This is a genomic window from Mariniphaga sediminis, from assembly GCF_003573545.1.
Taxonomy (GTDB): domain Bacteria; phylum Bacteroidota; class Bacteroidia; order Bacteroidales; family Prolixibacteraceae; genus Mariniphaga; species Mariniphaga sediminis.
In genome coordinates this window covers 147,787-163,340 of the sequence record NZ_QWET01000003.1, presented here as the reverse complement: position 1 = coordinate 163,340, position 15,554 = coordinate 147,787, and the positions used below count along the sequence as shown (strand labels likewise).

Sequence of the window (15,554 nt, the reverse complement as noted above, 5' to 3'; positions counted from 1 at the left end):
CTTGTTCTCTCCCCAATCCCCTGTATAATTTTCGAATAAAACAATACTCTAAAACACATCTTTTTTGGTAACCCTGAAGACCTCTTTTCTGTTTAAACAAGTATGAAGAAAACTGCGCATGATATTGCTGCAAGCCTCATTATAAATCTTCTAAAGGCTTTTTTAATTCGGGTACCTTATGCCAGAATCTATAACGAGATGATGAGCAGGAAGGGAGGCCATTTTTTCCCGGATCATATCGGTTTTCGTACGCTGAATACCCATACCGGGGAACAACCGGAAGGAATACAATCTATCCGCCATATTTTTGATTGCCTGGGTTACCGCCCGGCTGCAAAATATACGTTCAAAAAGAAAAAGCTGAATGCCGTTTACCTTGAACCGGAAATCGAAGGATTGCCAAAAATATTTATAAGCCAGCTTGAAGTTTCACAACTGCCCGGTTGGGTACAAGACCTGCTGCCTGCTGCCCTTTCCGACACTCCCTACCTACTTTCCGACAGGGGGCTCGAACTCCTCGGCATGCTGAATCAGGATAACCAGTTGACTTCCGAGGCGGCTGAAATTCTAGAGAATGAACTGGCCCGATATTTTCATCGTCCCTGGAAACCGCCCTTAAAGGATACAATTTTAAGAATAAACGACGTGTCGCACTATGCCGCATGGGTACTGTTGCACGGAAATGCGCCAAGCCATTTTGCCGCCCTCGTCAACAGGCAAAATATAGATGCCTGGCCCGATTTAAAATCCACCTGCAAGGCATTAAAAAAGGCGGGGTTACCGATGAAAGAGGAAGAAGAGGGAGAACAGAACAGTCCGCTGCAACAGTCTGCCACCTTTGCGGTTAAAGAAGATGTTAAGGTGAAAGGAAGCAACGGGATGGAAGAAATTCCCTGGACGTATGGCTATTTAGAACTGGTGCAGCGCGGCTGGGTGGAAGAAAACGGCGGGCGCAAACTTTTTCAGGGATTTATTGAAAGCCAGGAAAGAGCCTTTTACAATATGACAAGGACTCTCGACAATTAATAAACTTCCGGCACATAGGTCATTTCTTCAATGGGCGGCCTTACATACCCCTTGCTGTCTTTCCGGGGAGGCAGTTCCATCGGGTCGGGAGTGAGATCCTCGTAAGATATCATGGATAACAGATGGTGAATACAATTCAGGCGCGCACGTTTTTTATTGTCGGCATCCACCATATACCAGGGACTTATTTTTGTATCAGTATACGCAAACATTTCATCTTTTGCTTGGGAGTATTCCACATACATCTCCCGCGACTTTAAATCCATGGGACTTAATTTCCATCGTTTTGTAGGGTCAGACATACGTGCCCCGAATCTTTTTTCCTGCACCTCCTCGCTTACCGAAAACCAATATTTGATAAGAATAATTCCCGAACGGATCAGCATACGTTCAAAATTGGGGCAGGAGCGAAGAAATTCCCAATATTCATCGTTGGTGCAAAACCCCATCACCTTTTCCACCCCTGCGCGGTTGTACCAACTCCGGTCAAAAAGAACCATCTCACCGGCTGCCGGAAGGTGGGGTACATACCGTTGGAAATACCATTGGGTCTTTTCGCGTTCGGTAGGTGTACCGAGTGCAACAACCCGGCAAATACGGGGATTCAGCACCTGGGTAATCCTTTTAATGGTTCCGCCCTTCCCTGCGGCGTCCCGTCCCTCGAAAATAACGATAACCTTCAGCCCTTTTCTCTTAATCCATTCCTGCAATTTTACCAGTTCAATCTGGAGCTTATTCAGTTCTGCGTTGTAAAACTTATTCGATATTTTTTTGGGGCCCTGCTTTTCTTCCCTTTCCATATCAGTCTGTTTGATGTTGTTTTTATCGATTGTTTAAATCTGAAAAATCCAACCATTTTTCTGTCAACCCGGGACGACTATGCGTACGTAATTCTCTTTTCAAAAGTTTAACCTCACCTCAGCCGAAGTTAATCTGAATTACACTCAGCTCTTAAAAAATGAATGAATCGTTTAGGTTAAAATTACAAAAAAGCTGATACTTCTAAAAATAAACATCTGTTACCAAAAACCTTTCGGAACATACTTTTAAAATGCAGTTTGAATACTTGATATAAATTCAATTCACCTTTTTCTTTTAGAATATGGTCTGCTATTCTTTCGTTTCCAAAACAGATTTTTATTACTCTTTCTGGATCGGGTAAAATTACGTTTGTTAAGCCTCCTGTCGGGTATAGCTGAATAAATAATTCCGATACTTGCCTGAGCCATTGTGGTTAGCGCGTTGGTTCGTTGCATACTTGTCTCTTCGCCGGTTTCAACATAATTGAAGTTTGGCACACCGTTCACAATATCAGAACGAACCGCCGAAACGGTTGTCTCAAAACAAAGGTCAATCTTATCAGACAAACGATACGTAGCACCCAACCCTACTCCTCCATTGAAGCCGGCCATTTTGGGAAATTCACTATTTTGTGTGCCCCGGGAATAAAGGACGCCTACATCATATTTTACCCGGTAAACCGGATCATGAAATGTAAAGTCGGTCCCAACAAAAGCCACACCGCCAAAGAGTTTCATAAAAATATTCAGCTCATCGTTATAAGGAAGAAAATACCATCTGGCAGTTGCCAGGGTATTCAACAATTCTGTATCATAAATCAATGCTTCATCGGGATATTTATATGAATTGGGAAGCGGGTTGTGCCGGGACAGAAAAAAATTGAACAACGGAGCTTTGGGCGTGTGACCGGAAAGCTGATTATAACCCAGCTGCAAGCCCAATTCAAAATCTGCTGTAACCGGAGCCATCATCTCAAATTCCACTCCTGCCTTAAAGCCTGGCTCGAAATCCTTGCTTCCCGAATACGATGCTTGTTCTTTCATAGGATGATCTATCTCCGCCTGACCGGGCTCACCCAATACCATACCACTATTGACGCTCAAACGATACCTCAAAATCTGTCCGGACGTCACTTCGGCTAACAGAAGACAAAAAATGAAAAAAAGCAGGTTTAGTCTCATATCCAATTTTTATGTTCCCGCGGCATGAAGATATTATTTTCTCTGTGGAAAAGCCAATAAGTATATCAAATTTTACCTCCGCTGTTTTACCTCTTTCGCATCCACTACCTTAAATACTTTATCGGAGCGCCGGATTTTAGTTTCTACCGGCACTGAAATACGTTGCCCTTTTAATCCTTCTTCCACGGGGTCCAGGTCGAAACGGATTTCTTTTACAAAAGTCTGAAACACACCGGTTGTCGGCCCTGTAATAATAATTTCGTCGCCTTTCTTGAGGTTTTGTGTTTCCAGTTTAAATTCGGCCACCTGGATATTGGTAAAATAGTTGGTGCATTTCCCGATGTATATTTTTCGTTTAGTGGCCCTTGACCCGTAATTAGCGCTCCACTCTCCCAGTCGCTGTCCCAAATAGTAACCGTCCCAAAAGCCGCGATTAAAAACCGAGGCCAGCCTTTCATCCCAATTTTTAATTTTCTCTTCGGTGAAGGTTCCGCTAAAATAAGATTCTACCGCTTCATGGTAACATTCCACGGTGGTCTTCACGTATTCGGGTGAACGGGCACGTCCTTCAATCTTAAGCACCGAAACACCCGCATCCAGTATTTTATTCAGAAAATGAATGGTCTTCAGGTCCTTCGGAGACATAATATATTGGTTATCTATCTCCAGCTCAGCCCCTGTTTCATTGTCGGTAACCGTGTATGCACGTCGGCAGGTTTGCAGGCAGGCACCACGGTTGGCTGAAGAATTCATCTCATGTAAGCTCAAATAACACTTCCCGCTTACCGCCATACACAATGCACCATGGACAAACATTTCAAGCCTTACGAGGTTTCCGGAAGGCCCTTTTATCTGCTGTTCTTTAACCTGTTTGTCAATTTCACAAACCCGCCCCAGATTCATTTCGCGGGCCAGCACCAGCACATCGGCAAATTGGGCATAAAACTTCACAGCCTCCAAATTGGTTATGTTTACCTGAGTGGAAATATGCACTTCCAAATCAATGGAACGTGCATACATTATCACAGAAATGTCGGCGGCAATAACTGCTGAAACACCCGCTTCCTTTGCCGTATCGAGTACTTCGTGCATTTGCTCTGTTTCATTGTCGAAAATTTCGACATTGAGGGTAAGGTAAGTCTTTACATGGTATGTATTAGAAATTTCAACAATCTTTTTCAGATCGCCGAGCGTAAAATTATTGGCCGATCGTGACCGCATATTCAGGTGCTCTACGCCAAAATAAACTGAACCTGCCCCTCCCTGGATAGCTGCCATCAGCGATTCATAAGAACCTACCGGCGCCATAATTTCAATTTCCCGTTGTTGCATTATCCGTAAAATTTTCGGTCACAAAGGTACAATATTTTGGAAGAGAAGATAACATACCAGGATTTGCCTCTGGCTATGCAGACCATGACTTCTCTGTCCGGACGAACTGACTTTACGGTTTCGAAAATGAACCAATCCTTCGCACAAGCAAAAGCTCCTACTCTGCAAATTCTGTTATAAAAACTACATTAACAGCATCCATTAGCTGAATATCAAAAGGAAATTCTGATATATAAAATCTCAAAACGCAGAAACGGATTCCATCTCCAGAAAGGCCTCTCCCAAAAATTCGGTAATATCGCTTGCAATAAGGGCATTGATTGATTTCTTTCTGGCAGCCAGATCACCGGCCAGTCCATGTAAAAACACTCCCACAACAGCAGCATGCTGGGGAGGCAGGCTTTGAGCCAGTAATCCGAGAATAATTCCGGTGAGTGTATCTCCGCTTCCGGCGGTAGCCATCCCGGGATTGCCGGTCGCATTAAAAAACAGTTTTCCGTCGGGCATGGCAATGGTGGTAAAAGCCCCTTTCAGTACGATAATTACTTTCAACTCTCTGGCCATTTGCCGCTGCTGTTGTATCCGTTCCCAGGTGTTGACAGACTCTCCTGCCAGCCTCCGAAATTCCCCAGGGTGAGGTGTTAGGATCGAGTTTTCAGGAAGCTGTTTCAGCCACTCCTTATTTTCGGATAAAATATTTAGCGCATCGGCATCGAATACTATCGGCACTTGTACTTTTTCAAGCAATTCATGCAACGCTTTTCGCGTATTACTTTTTACACCGATTCCCGGTCCGATACCAACTGCTGTGAACGGTGATAAATCCGGAAATTCAGTAAAAATAGAGTCGTGCGGATCAACACTTGTCATAGCTTCAGGAACCGCCGTCTGAATAATGGAATACCCCATTCGGGGCACATGCGAGGTGAGTAATCCGGTACCTGCCCGCAAACAGGCTTTGGATGCCAGTACCGAAGCACCCATTTTTCCATAACTCCCGGCAATCAGCAGCGCATGTCCAAACGTACCTTTATGGGCAAACCTGGAACGCCGGGGAATCATTCCTGTCACCTCCTTCTTATCCACAAGAAACAGTTTCGAAGGTGTTTGAGCTATCCCTTCAGGATGCAATCCAATGGGGAGAACTTCCCAACTACCTGTATATCGTTCGTTTTCAGAAAAAAGGAAACTGATTTTCGGGAACTGTAACGTCAGCGTAAAATAAGCATTTACAATATTCTCCGGAATATTTCCGGAATTGTCTTCCCCCATCAATCCACTGGGAATATCAATAGCAATCACTTTGTTGGGCAAACCATTGATTTTACGAACAATGGATGCCGGAAGTCCTTCGAGCGGACGAGACAAACCGGATCCGAACAGCCCGTCAATAAGTATATCGGAAGGGTTTGTTTCAGGAAAGTCATCGATGGATTGAATCCGGTGCAATTCCACTTTCCCCTGTTCCTCCAGGCGTTTCCAATTGATGGCCGGAGAGCCTTTCAGTGGCTTGCCAAAATCGAGAAGGTAAACCGCCCCCCGGTATCCGCGTTCCGCCAACTGGCGGGAAACAGCCAACGCATCGCCACCGTTATTACCCGGACCGGCAAAGAAAACCATTTTGTTTTCTTCAGAAAAACGTTGGTCTATCCAGGTTGTAATTTGCATGGCCGCCCGTTCCATCAGATCGATGTCGGTAACAGGTTCGTTTTCAATCGTGAATCTGTCGACTTCAGCTATTTGTTTTGTAGAAAAAAGTTTCATTTTACTTTAAGCTTGTCATTCTTTACTATTCAAAAGAACAAATCTCCCCGGAACAAACATTATTCTACAAAAATAATAAGTAATTAAAACTATTTGGAAAGAAAAAAAATGTATTTCCTTGAAAGAAATAGTAACTTTGGCGCGCATTTTCAAAACCAGCATAATGCAAATACTTGAATTTGATACGGTTGTCATTGGGAGCGGGCTTGCCGGATTAACGGCTGCTTATCATTCTGCTCAATTCGGCCGGGTTGCCATTGTTACCAAATCGGAACTCGATACGAGTAATTCGTATTATGCCCAGGGAGGTATTGCAGCAGCTATAGCCCAGGACGATTCGCCTGCCCGACATTTAAAGGATACATTAGCTGCAGGACGCGGTTTGTGCGACCACGATGCTGTAGAAGTGCTCGTGAATGAGGGGAAAGAAAGGGTGCTGGAAATGATTGATATGGGAATGCAGTTCGACAAAAAAAACGGAGAGTTTGTTCTTGGACTGGAAGGTGGCCATAGAAACCGGCGCATTTTGCATGCCGGTGGCGACGCCACCGGTAAAAAACTGACATGTTTTATTCTCCAAAAAGTAAAAGAGCAACCCAATGTTACGCCATTTGAATTTACCACAGCTGTTAAACTACTAAAAAACAACGGGCGTATTGTTGGCGTTCAGGCGCTGGATTTTAAAACAGGCGAGAACATGCTTTTCAAAGCGAATGCAGTGATTCTTGCTACCGGAGGTCTCTCACGCATTTTTACCCGTTCTACTAACCCGCACACAGCCACAGGCGACGGGATTGCACTGGCCTATGAAGCCGGCGCACGCATTGCCGACATCGAATTTGTTCAGTTTCACCCATCGGCCTTGTATGTACCGGGCAAAGAAGCTTATCTGATTAGTGAAGCAGTACGGGGTGAAGGCGCCTGGCTGCTTGATCACAAAGGCAGGAGATTTATGAAAGATGTTCACCCTTTGGCTGAACTGGCTCCCCGCGATGTGGTATCATTTAATATTTTCAAACAAATTCAGGAATCGGACAAAGAGTACGTTTATTTGTCTTTGCGGCACCTTGATGCTGAAAAAATTAAATTCCGTTTTAAAAATATTTTTCTTCACCTGAAAGAGCAAGGTTTTGATCTGACAAAGGACCTGCTCCCCATTTCTCCGGCAGCCCATTACATGGTAGGAGGTATCCGAACAAATCTTGATGCAGAAACAAATATCAAAGGCCTGTTTGTTTGCGGCGAAGCAGCATCCACAGGAGTCATGGGAGCCAACAGGCTGGCCAGCAATTCCTTGCTGGAATGCCTTGTGTTCGGGAAACGTGCCAGCCAAACGGCAGCCAGGCTTGACCGGCCACAGGAGAACAATCTGTCTCAAACCGACCCTATTGGAATAAATCCTAAAAATGAAAAGATATTTCTTCAGAAGCAAAATGAAATTGCCTCGCTGATGATGAAACATCTTGGAATTGTGAGAACCCGGGACGGACTTTTGAAAGCGCTTCAACAATTTGAAAAAATCCGTACAGAATACACTTACTTTGGAGATGATTATAACCAACTCAAAATAAACAGCAGCGCCACCATATGCCATTTAATTGCCAAGGCCGCTCTCACACGTGAAGAAAGCAGGGGCGGGCATATACGTGACGATTTTCCAAAAGAAAACCCCGATCTTATCGTACATATTGTACATCAGAAAGACACAGAAATTCAGTTTGAACACGTTAGAAAAGAGAAGGGATGATAGATAAAAAAACATTAAGATCGGCCGAGGTCTTATTTGACCTGGGCTATGCAGAGGATATTGGAGATGGAGACATTACCACCAACAACCTGGTGCCGCCAGACACCGACAGAACAGCCATATTGGTTGCTAAGGAAGAGGGAGTGATTGCCGGACTGGCCGTCGCTGAAATGGTTTTTAAAAAATTCGATAAAAACATCGAATGGAAAGAAATTTTGCCCGATGGAAGTAAAGTAAAACCGGGCGATATCATTGTGGAATTTAAGGGTAATTACCGGGCATTACTTACCGGGGAAAGGAAAGCTCTCAATTTTCTGCAGCGCCTTTCAGGCATAGCCACTTACGCAAACAAATGCATGAAAGAAATAGAAGGGCACAATGTGGAAATACTTGATACCCGAAAAACATTGCCCGGCTACCGCTACCTCGACAAGTATGCCGTAAGAATGGGGGGTGCCTCCAATCACCGGTTTGGTTTGTACGACATGGTCATGATCAAGGATAACCATATTCAGGTGGCAGGCAGTATCAGGCAGGCTGTGGAAGCGATCCGTTTTAAAGTGCCCAAAAGTATTAAGATAGAGGTGGAAACCACCACCCTGGAACAGGTACAGGAAGCTCTTGATGCCGACGTAGATATCATTATGCTCGACAATATGAGTTCGAAAATGATGAAAGAGGCAGTGGAATTAATAAACAAGCGCACAAAAATTGAAGCTTCGGGAAATATGACGCTGAAGCGAATACGAAAAGTAGCGGCCACCGGTGTAAATTACATCTCCATCGGGGCGCTTACTCATTCGGTAAAGGCCCTTGATATCAGTCAGCGTATTATCGATTAGAATGAATCTGGTAATTGACATAGGCAACACACGCACCAAGTTTTCAGTTTTTAACCATGGGGAGGAAATGATTTCAGTCCCCGTTGAAGAATTATTGCCTTCGCATATAGAAATTTTACTGAAAGAATATCCTTCTATTGAAAAAGCAATTATCTCTTCGGTAAAGGATTATTCCCCCGCCTTAAAAGAACTCCTTCAAAAAAAATTAAAAAAATTTATTGAGCTGGGCGAGCACACCCCTTTGCCCATTGAAAATTGCTATAAATCGAAAGAAACTTTAGGGAAAGACCGGCTTGCAGGCGTAGTAGGAGCTTTCCATCTGTATCCGGAAAACAACGTATTAGTAATTGATGCTGGCACAGCAATTACTTACGATTTGGTAGACGAAAACAGACAATACCTCGGCGGCACTATTTCACCAGGGTTGGAGATGCGCTTTAAAGCACTCAACCAGTTCACGGGCAGGTTGCCTTTAGTTGAGAGAAATGAAAACTTCAATAAACTTTTCGGACAGACAACCGAAGAAGCCATCCTGGGGGGAGTGCAAAACGGCCTTGTTTTTGAAACAGATAAGGTAATCGATAGATTTAAGGAATTTTATAAAAATTTATACGTTATTATTACCGGCGGCAATGCCAATTTTTTTGATAAGAAATTAAAAAATTCTTTCTTTGTACATTTCAATTTAATAGCCATCGGGTTAAACCGCATATTAGAATATAATGGGGAGATATAGAAGCGTTAGTTTATTGGCCGGGTTAGTATTACTGCCGGCTTTATTATTTGCACAGTTTAACAACAATACTACCTCACCGTATTCACGGTTTGGATTGGGCGATCTCCAGCCGTACAGTTTCGGGCGAACCACGGCCATGGGAGGAGCTTCGCTTGCAAGCCGGAACAAACAGCAAATCAACCTTTCCAATCCGGCTTCCTACACCGCTGTCGATTCGCTGGCCTTTATGTTTGAATTCGGATTGAGTGGCTCATTTGCCAAATACAGCAACGATATTTCCAGCATGACTGCCAACGATGCCAACTTCAGGTATTTCGCCATGAATTTTCAAATAACCAACTGGCTGGCAACCTCGCTTGGATTATTACCATACTCTGATGTAGGGTACGACCTGGAGTTGAACGAAGAAGTGGAAAATGCAGGAAGTGTCCTGCAAAAATATTATGGAGAAGGTTCTTTGTCGAAAGCCTACATGGGATTTGCATTAGACCCTGTGAAAAATATTTCGATTGGTGTTAACCTGAATTATTTATTCGGCAGACTAAATAACAATGCAGAAACTTACTTCTTAGACGCTGCCGACATTTACGATAACCAGGAATATGAATCCATCAGGATGCGTGATTTTAACCTAAGCCTGGGAATGCAGGCTACCTTACCGTTAAAAAAAGAACAATCCCTGACATTTGCTGCTGTTCTGGAAAACAAACCTTCTTACGCCGGGTTTGCATCCAATTTAACCCGCAAAATTGTTTCCCTTCAGATTGGGAATAGTAGCATATCCGATCAGGACACCATTATTCCGTTTGAAAGTGAGAAAAAGAGCAGCATTGAGTTTCCTCTCACTTACGGATTTGGACTTTCTTATGTAAAAGAAAATAAATGGGAGGTTAATGCCGACTACTACCACCAGGCATGGTCAAAAGCAAAATTCCTTGGCTCAACGAATCCTGTTTTGACAGATTTAAATAAATTTGCCGTCGGCGCCGAATGGATTCCAGACAAATTTTCCATAAGGAGCTACCTGAGCCGGATTGCCTATCGCGCAGGTTTTAAATATGAGCAAACATACTTAAAGCTTGAAGGTCAACAGATTAATGATTTTGGCATAACTTTTGGTTTTGGATTACCTGTTTATCGGTCCAATTCAACGATCAATATTTCGGCTGAATTGGGAAAAAGAGGAACAAAAGAAAACAATTTGGTTCTTGAAAATTATGCAAAAATTAACCTGAGTGTCAATTTATATGACTTATGGTTTATTCAACGGAGATTTGATTAAAAAATTAAATGATAAAAATTAACAAAACTATGAAAGCTGTTTTTCGCATAGCGCTCTTAATTACCTCACTTGGGTTGGTATTCGCCTCCAACCTGCAGGCTCAAAGAATGATAAGCGGTACTGTCTACCGTGACGGGGAACCTGCTGCGGGTATTAATGTTGAAGCCCATCGTGGCAGTTCGATGATGACAAGTTTCGACGGGAAGTATAAAGTAGAGGCCGACGAAAAAACCAAGTGGATTAAGTTTACTTATATCAATGAGAGCAAAAGACTGGATATTGAAGATAAAACAGGCGATGTATTCGATTTTCCTTTTGAAGGAGAGTTACCTTCTGCCGGAGAAGGAGAGGAAGAAGGAGAATCGTCCGATGTTATATTAAAATCCATAAAAGAACTCATCCAGGATCAGGACAGGGATTTTATGAATGAATGGTCGTTGTACGATCAGTTCTACAAGCAGGAAAATTTTGAGTCTGCCCTTCCTCACTGGAGAAAAATTTATGCCAGGTACCCGAAATCCACTCTGAACATTTACATTCATGGCGCCAACATGTTTGAAAAATTTATTGAGAAGTCGGATTCGCCGGAAAAAAAGAATGAGAACATCAATGAGTTGATGAAAATTTATGACAAAAGGGTCAAGTATTTTAACGAGAAGGGTTTTGTATTGGGGCGTAAAGCAACCGCATGGCTCAAATATAAACTCGAAAACGGCAGGGAGCTTGAAAATGGAGAGTTAAAAGAAACCCTGACAAAAGGCTACGACTGGACTAACGAGTCGATTGCCGAAGGAGGAAGCAAAACCGAGCTCCCGGTGCTGGTATTATTTATGCAAACGAGCCGCTCTCTTTTCAAACTGGGTGAAATTCCGAAAGAAACAGTAGTTAAAAACTACGACATTTGTAATAACCTGCTCAATACGATTCAGGCAGAAACGGAAGAAGAGTCAAAACTCAGTGACATAGAAAAGGTTAAAGTTGCTATCGAAGAAATATTTAGTAAATCGGGTGCAGCAGACTGTGAAGCGCTGGTAAACATTTTTACGCCTCAGTTTGATGAAAACAAGGATGACATTGATTTTATAAAAAATATGCTGCGTCGACTGGGTAATGCAAATTGTGATGAAACACCATTGTTTTCTGATGCAACTGAACGGCTTTACGAGCTGGATCCTTCTGCCGAAGCAGCATACAACATGGCACGGCGGAATGTAAAAAGTAATGATACAGAAAGAGCTAAAAAATACTACCAGCAGGCAATGGAGCAGGAAACAGACAAAGAATTGCTTGCCAAGTATTATTATGAATATGGCCTTTTCATTTTTGCGAAGGAACATGCATTACAGGAAGCACGAAGCTATGCTCGCAAAGCATTGGATATTAAGTCAAACTATTGTGAAGCACTTATGTTGATTGGCGAAATTTATGTGGCAGCAAGCCATTCTTTCGGAGGAGACGACTTTGAAAAAGCCTCTATCTTCTGGTTAGTAGTCGATTATTTTGAACGTGCCCGGTCAAATCCCGATTGTGCAGTAGATGCTTCAACAAAAATTAGAGATTACCGTAAATATTTCCCCAACAAAGAAGAAGCTTTCTTCCGTAGCTTGCAGGAAGGAAAAACCTACAAAGTAGGAGGTTGGATCAATGAAAGCACAAAAGTCAGGTTCTAAAGCCGAAAAAATATTTTATTTTTTAAAGATTGCAGCCCTTTTTACAGGGGCTGCATTTCTTTTCTCTGCCTGTGAAGACAACATCGAAAAAATAAAAGCATTCAGCTCTCCGGAAAACCTTCCGGTACTGGAAGCAACCAATTTTGAAACGATGTTTACGGACAGTGGCGAAGTACGTTTTTTTTTAAAAGCCCCGAAACTTTTACGCTTTGAAACCGATGGAAAATCTTTCGCTGAATTTCCTGAAGGAATTGAACTGATAAAATACGACGAAAAGCAGAATATTATTTCCAGCATTACTGCTGATTATGCCAAACAATTCGAAAAGGAAAAAAAGTGGGAGGCAAAAAATAATGTAGTTGCCACCAATGCCCAGGGCGACACATTAAAAACCGAACACCTGATTTGGGAAGAAAAAGAGGAGAAGATTTATACCGAAGAATTTGTAAGAATCGTTCGCACCGATCAGATTATCACCGGAATTGGATTTGTGTCTGACCAATCGCTTCAAAACTGGAGAATTAAAAACCCAAAGGGCACCATATATGTCGACGTGCAAGATAATCAGGAGCAAAATGACACAGATACACTTCGTTCGCCTCAATCACAACAAGGAATGACATTGCAACGACCGGGTCAACAACCTCTTAAATTGGGCAACTGACGCGCAGTCACCTGTTAAGTTTTTCCTAATTAAACAAACCTTCAAATCCTAAAAAAGCGCAGGAAACCTCAAATTTTACACACTGAAAATCAATAAAATATAACTCCTTATCAACGGAGTTCCCAAAAAAGAATAAAATCTCATGGATTCTTTTTAAAATTGCTATCTTCGTACCTCGAAAAATTAAAATAAAAATTGCATTAAAAGAACTGTAAATCAATGGCAACGTTACAAACTATCAGAACAAAAGCAGGATTGTTGGTGGCAATTGTGATTGGAGTTTCACTTGCTGCCTTTATTCTGGGTGATATGTTTCAGGGGGGAAGTTCCCTTTTTCAGGGAAACCGTTTGGAAATAGGTGAAATAAACGGAGAATCCATCCAATATCCGCAATTTCAGCAGGAGGTTGAAAAGCTTGGAGATATTTACCGAATGAATAGTGGTCAAAACCAGTTGGACGAACAAACCTGGGTACAGGTTCGTGAGCAAACCTGGCAAAATATAGTGCGCGACCAAATAATGGGCGATGTATACGATAACCTGGGAATAGAGGTAAGTTCTGAAGAACTTTTCGATATGCTGCAGGGAACCAATTTACACCCCATTATTCAGCAGCTTTTCCGTAATCCCAATACCGGTCAGGTTGATCGCGGCGCTGTGGTCCAGTTCCTGAGAAACCTGGAAACCGGTGTGGCACCGGAACAACGCCAATACTGGCTTTACCTCGAAAATCAAATTGTGGATGAACGCGTTCAGAGCAAATACAGCAATATGGTTGGAAAAGGTTTGTATGTTACCAGTCAGGAAGCGCAGCAGAGCGTAGAACAAAGGAACAAGCAGGTCAATTTCGACTATATTATGCTGAATCACAATTCCGTAGCAGACAGTCAGGTGGTAGTTACCGACAAAGACCTGAGAAAATATTACGATGAAAATCAGGATAATTACAAGCAGGAAAAACTGCGCCGGATTGAATACATTGCATTTGAGGTTACCCCTTCAAAACAAGACTACGAACACACTGAAAAATGGATAAACGGCATTGTTTCTGATTTTGCATCGGCCACTGATAATGTTGCTTTTATTAATGCAAACTCCGATGTGGATTTTGATGACAGTTGGTATAAGAAAGAAGATTTACCGGAAGATATTGGAACCTGGGCTTTTGAAACCGATGCGGAAGTAAACAGCATTTTCGGGCCATATTTTGAAGATGATGCCTATAAACTGGCCAAGTTGTATGCTTCTGAGATGATGCCTGACTCAGTTGAAGCCCGTCATATTCTGTTGCGAATAAATACCCAGCCGGAAGTACTTGCAAAACAAGCCCTGGCAGACAGTTTGAAATCAGCCATTGAAAGTGGAAGTGATTTTGCCAGTCTTGCAAGCGCATTCTCCGACGATCAGGGTTCCGCCATTCAGGGTGGAGATTTGGGCTGGTTTGGCCGTGGACAAATGGTAAAACCTTTTGAAGAAGCAGCCTTTAGCAACAAAGTGAACGAAATAACCATTGTTCAGTCTCAGTTTGGAATACACCTTGTTCAAACTACCGACCGGGGAAAAGCATCAAGGCAGGTGCAGATTGCCTATCTTGTGCGTAACGTAACACCGAGTACACAAACCTACCAGAATGTGTATGCAAAAGCAAGTGAGTTTGCAGGAAAAAACCTTAGCAAAGAAGATTTTGATGCCGCTGTTGCGGAGCAAAACCTCGATAAAAAAACAGCGTCTGTCAGGGAAGCTGACCGCCAGATTGCCGGTCTTGAAAATTCACGTTCGTTGATTCGCGCCGCTTACAATTCGGAAGTGGGAGAAATTATCCAGGATACGCAAGGCTCTACCATCTTTGACTTGGGCGACAACTTCATTGTTGCTACGCTTATTTCGGCCACAGAAGAAGGTATTGCAAGTTTCGAGAGTGTAAAAGCACGGGTTGAGCTGGCCGTTTTAAAAGAAAAGAAAAGTCAGTACCTGTTGGAAAAAGCTAATGCTGCACTGGAAGGGAAAACCGATTTGGAAGAAATTGCTACCGAGCTGGGAACAACGGTACGAAACGCCAATAATATTAACTTTAGCGCTATCCAGATACCAGGCGTAGGGATGGAACCGAAAGTTATCGGAACTGCCTCCAGCCTTTCTACAGAAAAAATTTCAACGCCTGTGGCCGGGAATAACGGTGTTTTTATTGTAAAAGTTACCTCCGCTTCGGAAGAGGATAACCAGGACGTGGAAAGCGAAAAATTACGGTTGGCACAAAGCCTGAACTTCCGTGCTTCTTCACAAGCCTATAATGCGCATCGTGAGAAGGCTGAAATCGAAGATCAGCGGACTAAATTTTATTAGTCAGATATAATATTTATCAAAAAAAATGCTGTTTGGTTCATTGTTCCAAACAGCATTTTTTTTGATAGTGTAAAATTTCTTGTTCTCAGTTCTGAATACGGCTACATTCACTTATTTTATAGAAGCCCTGACATTTGAAAGTCCAAACAAAGAACGTTCGACTCAA

The 15,554-nt window shown here is 42.8% G+C and carries 12 protein-coding genes; 8 read left to right on the top strand and 4 right to left on the bottom strand.

Annotated elements, in window-relative coordinates; genetic code table 11:
- Positions 1-102: 102 nt before the first annotated feature.
- Positions 103-1,026: a 2-oxoadipate dioxygenase/decarboxylase family protein gene (locus D1164_RS05005; protein WP_119348859.1), complete on the top strand. Its 924-nt coding sequence runs from the start codon at positions 103-105 to the stop codon at positions 1,024-1,026.
- Here D1164_RS05005 and ppk2 read toward each other — a convergent pair.
- The 4 genes from ppk2 to D1164_RS04985 all read right to left on the bottom strand — a co-directional run bounded on the left by ppk2 (position 1,023) and on the right by D1164_RS04985 (position 6,104).
- Entirely contained in the window at positions 1,023-1,826 is an 804-nt protein-coding gene (ppk2, locus tag D1164_RS05000; RefSeq protein ID WP_119348858.1) for a polyphosphate kinase 2, read from the bottom strand. The two genes, D1164_RS05005 and ppk2, sit on opposite strands and share 4 nt — an antisense overlap.
- A 282-nt stretch (positions 1,827-2,108) precedes the next feature.
- The gene (locus tag D1164_RS04995; RefSeq protein WP_147372038.1) at positions 2,109-3,008 is read right to left on the bottom strand and encodes a YjbH domain-containing protein; all 900 of its coding nucleotides are present in this window, start codon (positions 3,006-3,008) and stop codon (positions 2,109-2,111) included.
- A gap of 72 nt (positions 3,009-3,080) precedes the next feature.
- Positions 3,081-4,340 (bottom strand): peptidase U32 family protein, encoded by a 1,260-nt coding sequence (locus D1164_RS04990; RefSeq protein WP_119348856.1) that lies wholly within the window; start codon positions 4,338-4,340, stop codon positions 3,081-3,083.
- A gap of 240 nt (positions 4,341-4,580) precedes the next feature.
- Positions 4,581-6,104, bottom strand: a complete 1,524-nt coding sequence (locus D1164_RS04985) for an NAD(P)H-hydrate dehydratase (protein ID WP_119348855.1) — start codon at positions 6,102-6,104, stop codon at positions 4,581-4,583.
- Positions 6,105-6,267: 163 nt separating this feature from the next.
- Here D1164_RS04985 and nadB point away from each other — a divergent pair, with 163 nt between their 5' ends.
- The 7 genes from nadB (at position 6,268) to D1164_RS04945 (ending at position 15,388) form a co-directional block, all read left to right on the top strand.
- Entirely contained in the window at positions 6,268-7,851 is a 1,584-nt protein-coding gene (nadB, locus tag D1164_RS04980) for an L-aspartate oxidase (protein WP_119348854.1), read from the top strand.
- A complete protein-coding gene (gene nadC / locus D1164_RS04975) occupies positions 7,848-8,693 on the top strand; it encodes a carboxylating nicotinate-nucleotide diphosphorylase (RefSeq protein ID WP_119348853.1) in 846 nt (281 codons plus the stop codon). Before nadB ends, nadC begins: the two co-directional genes overlap by 4 nt.
- A 1-nt stretch (position 8,694) precedes the next feature.
- Positions 8,695-9,429, top strand: a complete 735-nt coding sequence (locus D1164_RS04970; protein WP_119348852.1) for a type III pantothenate kinase — start codon at positions 8,695-8,697, stop codon at positions 9,427-9,429.
- Positions 9,416-10,711, top strand: a complete 1,296-nt coding sequence (locus D1164_RS04965; protein ID WP_119348851.1) for a hypothetical protein — start codon at positions 9,416-9,418, stop codon at positions 10,709-10,711. Before D1164_RS04970 ends, D1164_RS04965 begins: the two co-directional genes overlap by 14 nt.
- A 29-nt stretch (positions 10,712-10,740) precedes the next feature.
- Positions 10,741-12,381: a tetratricopeptide repeat protein gene (locus D1164_RS04960; protein WP_147372036.1), complete on the top strand. Its 1,641-nt coding sequence runs from the start codon at positions 10,741-10,743 to the stop codon at positions 12,379-12,381.
- Positions 12,356-13,045: an LPS export ABC transporter periplasmic protein LptC gene (lptC, locus tag D1164_RS04955; RefSeq protein ID WP_119348849.1), complete on the top strand. Its 690-nt coding sequence runs from the start codon at positions 12,356-12,358 to the stop codon at positions 13,043-13,045. Before D1164_RS04960 ends, lptC begins: the two co-directional genes overlap by 26 nt.
- Before the next feature lie 219 nt (positions 13,046-13,264).
- Positions 13,265-15,388 carry a peptidylprolyl isomerase gene (locus tag D1164_RS04945; RefSeq protein ID WP_119348847.1) on the top strand — a complete coding sequence of 708 codons (2,124 nt, stop codon included), beginning with the start codon at positions 13,265-13,267 and terminating at the stop codon, positions 15,386-15,388.
- Positions 15,389-15,554 lie beyond the last annotated feature (166 nt).

Bases quoted from the DNA above. Each gene is read 5' to 3' on its own strand.
- D1164_RS05005 (WP_119348859.1), top strand. From the start codon at position 103: ATGAAGAAAACTGCGCATGATATTGCTGCAAGCCTCATTATAAATCTT.
- ppk2 (WP_119348858.1), bottom strand. From the start codon at position 1,826: ATGGAAAGGGAAGAAAAGCAGGGCCCCAAAAAAATATCGAATAAGTTT.
- D1164_RS04995 (WP_147372038.1), bottom strand. From the start codon at position 3,008: ATGAGACTAAACCTGCTTTTTTTCATTTTTTGTCTTCTGTTAGCCGAA.
- D1164_RS04990 (WP_119348856.1), bottom strand. From the start codon at position 4,340: ATGCAACAACGGGAAATTGAAATTATGGCGCCGGTAGGTTCTTATGAA.
- D1164_RS04985 (WP_119348855.1), bottom strand. From the start codon at position 6,104: ATGAAACTTTTTTCTACAAAACAAATAGCTGAAGTCGACAGATTCACG.
- nadB (WP_119348854.1), top strand. From the start codon at position 6,268: ATGCAAATACTTGAATTTGATACGGTTGTCATTGGGAGCGGGCTTGCC.
- nadC (WP_119348853.1), top strand. From the start codon at position 7,848: ATGATAGATAAAAAAACATTAAGATCGGCCGAGGTCTTATTTGACCTG.
- D1164_RS04970 (WP_119348852.1), top strand. From the start codon at position 8,695: ATGAATCTGGTAATTGACATAGGCAACACACGCACCAAGTTTTCAGTT.
- D1164_RS04965 (WP_119348851.1), top strand. From the start codon at position 9,416: ATGGGGAGATATAGAAGCGTTAGTTTATTGGCCGGGTTAGTATTACTG.
- D1164_RS04960 (WP_147372036.1), top strand. From the start codon at position 10,741: ATGAAAGCTGTTTTTCGCATAGCGCTCTTAATTACCTCACTTGGGTTG.
- lptC (WP_119348849.1), top strand. From the start codon at position 12,356: ATGAAAGCACAAAAGTCAGGTTCTAAAGCCGAAAAAATATTTTATTTT.
- D1164_RS04945 (WP_119348847.1), top strand. From the start codon at position 13,265: ATGGCAACGTTACAAACTATCAGAACAAAAGCAGGATTGTTGGTGGCA.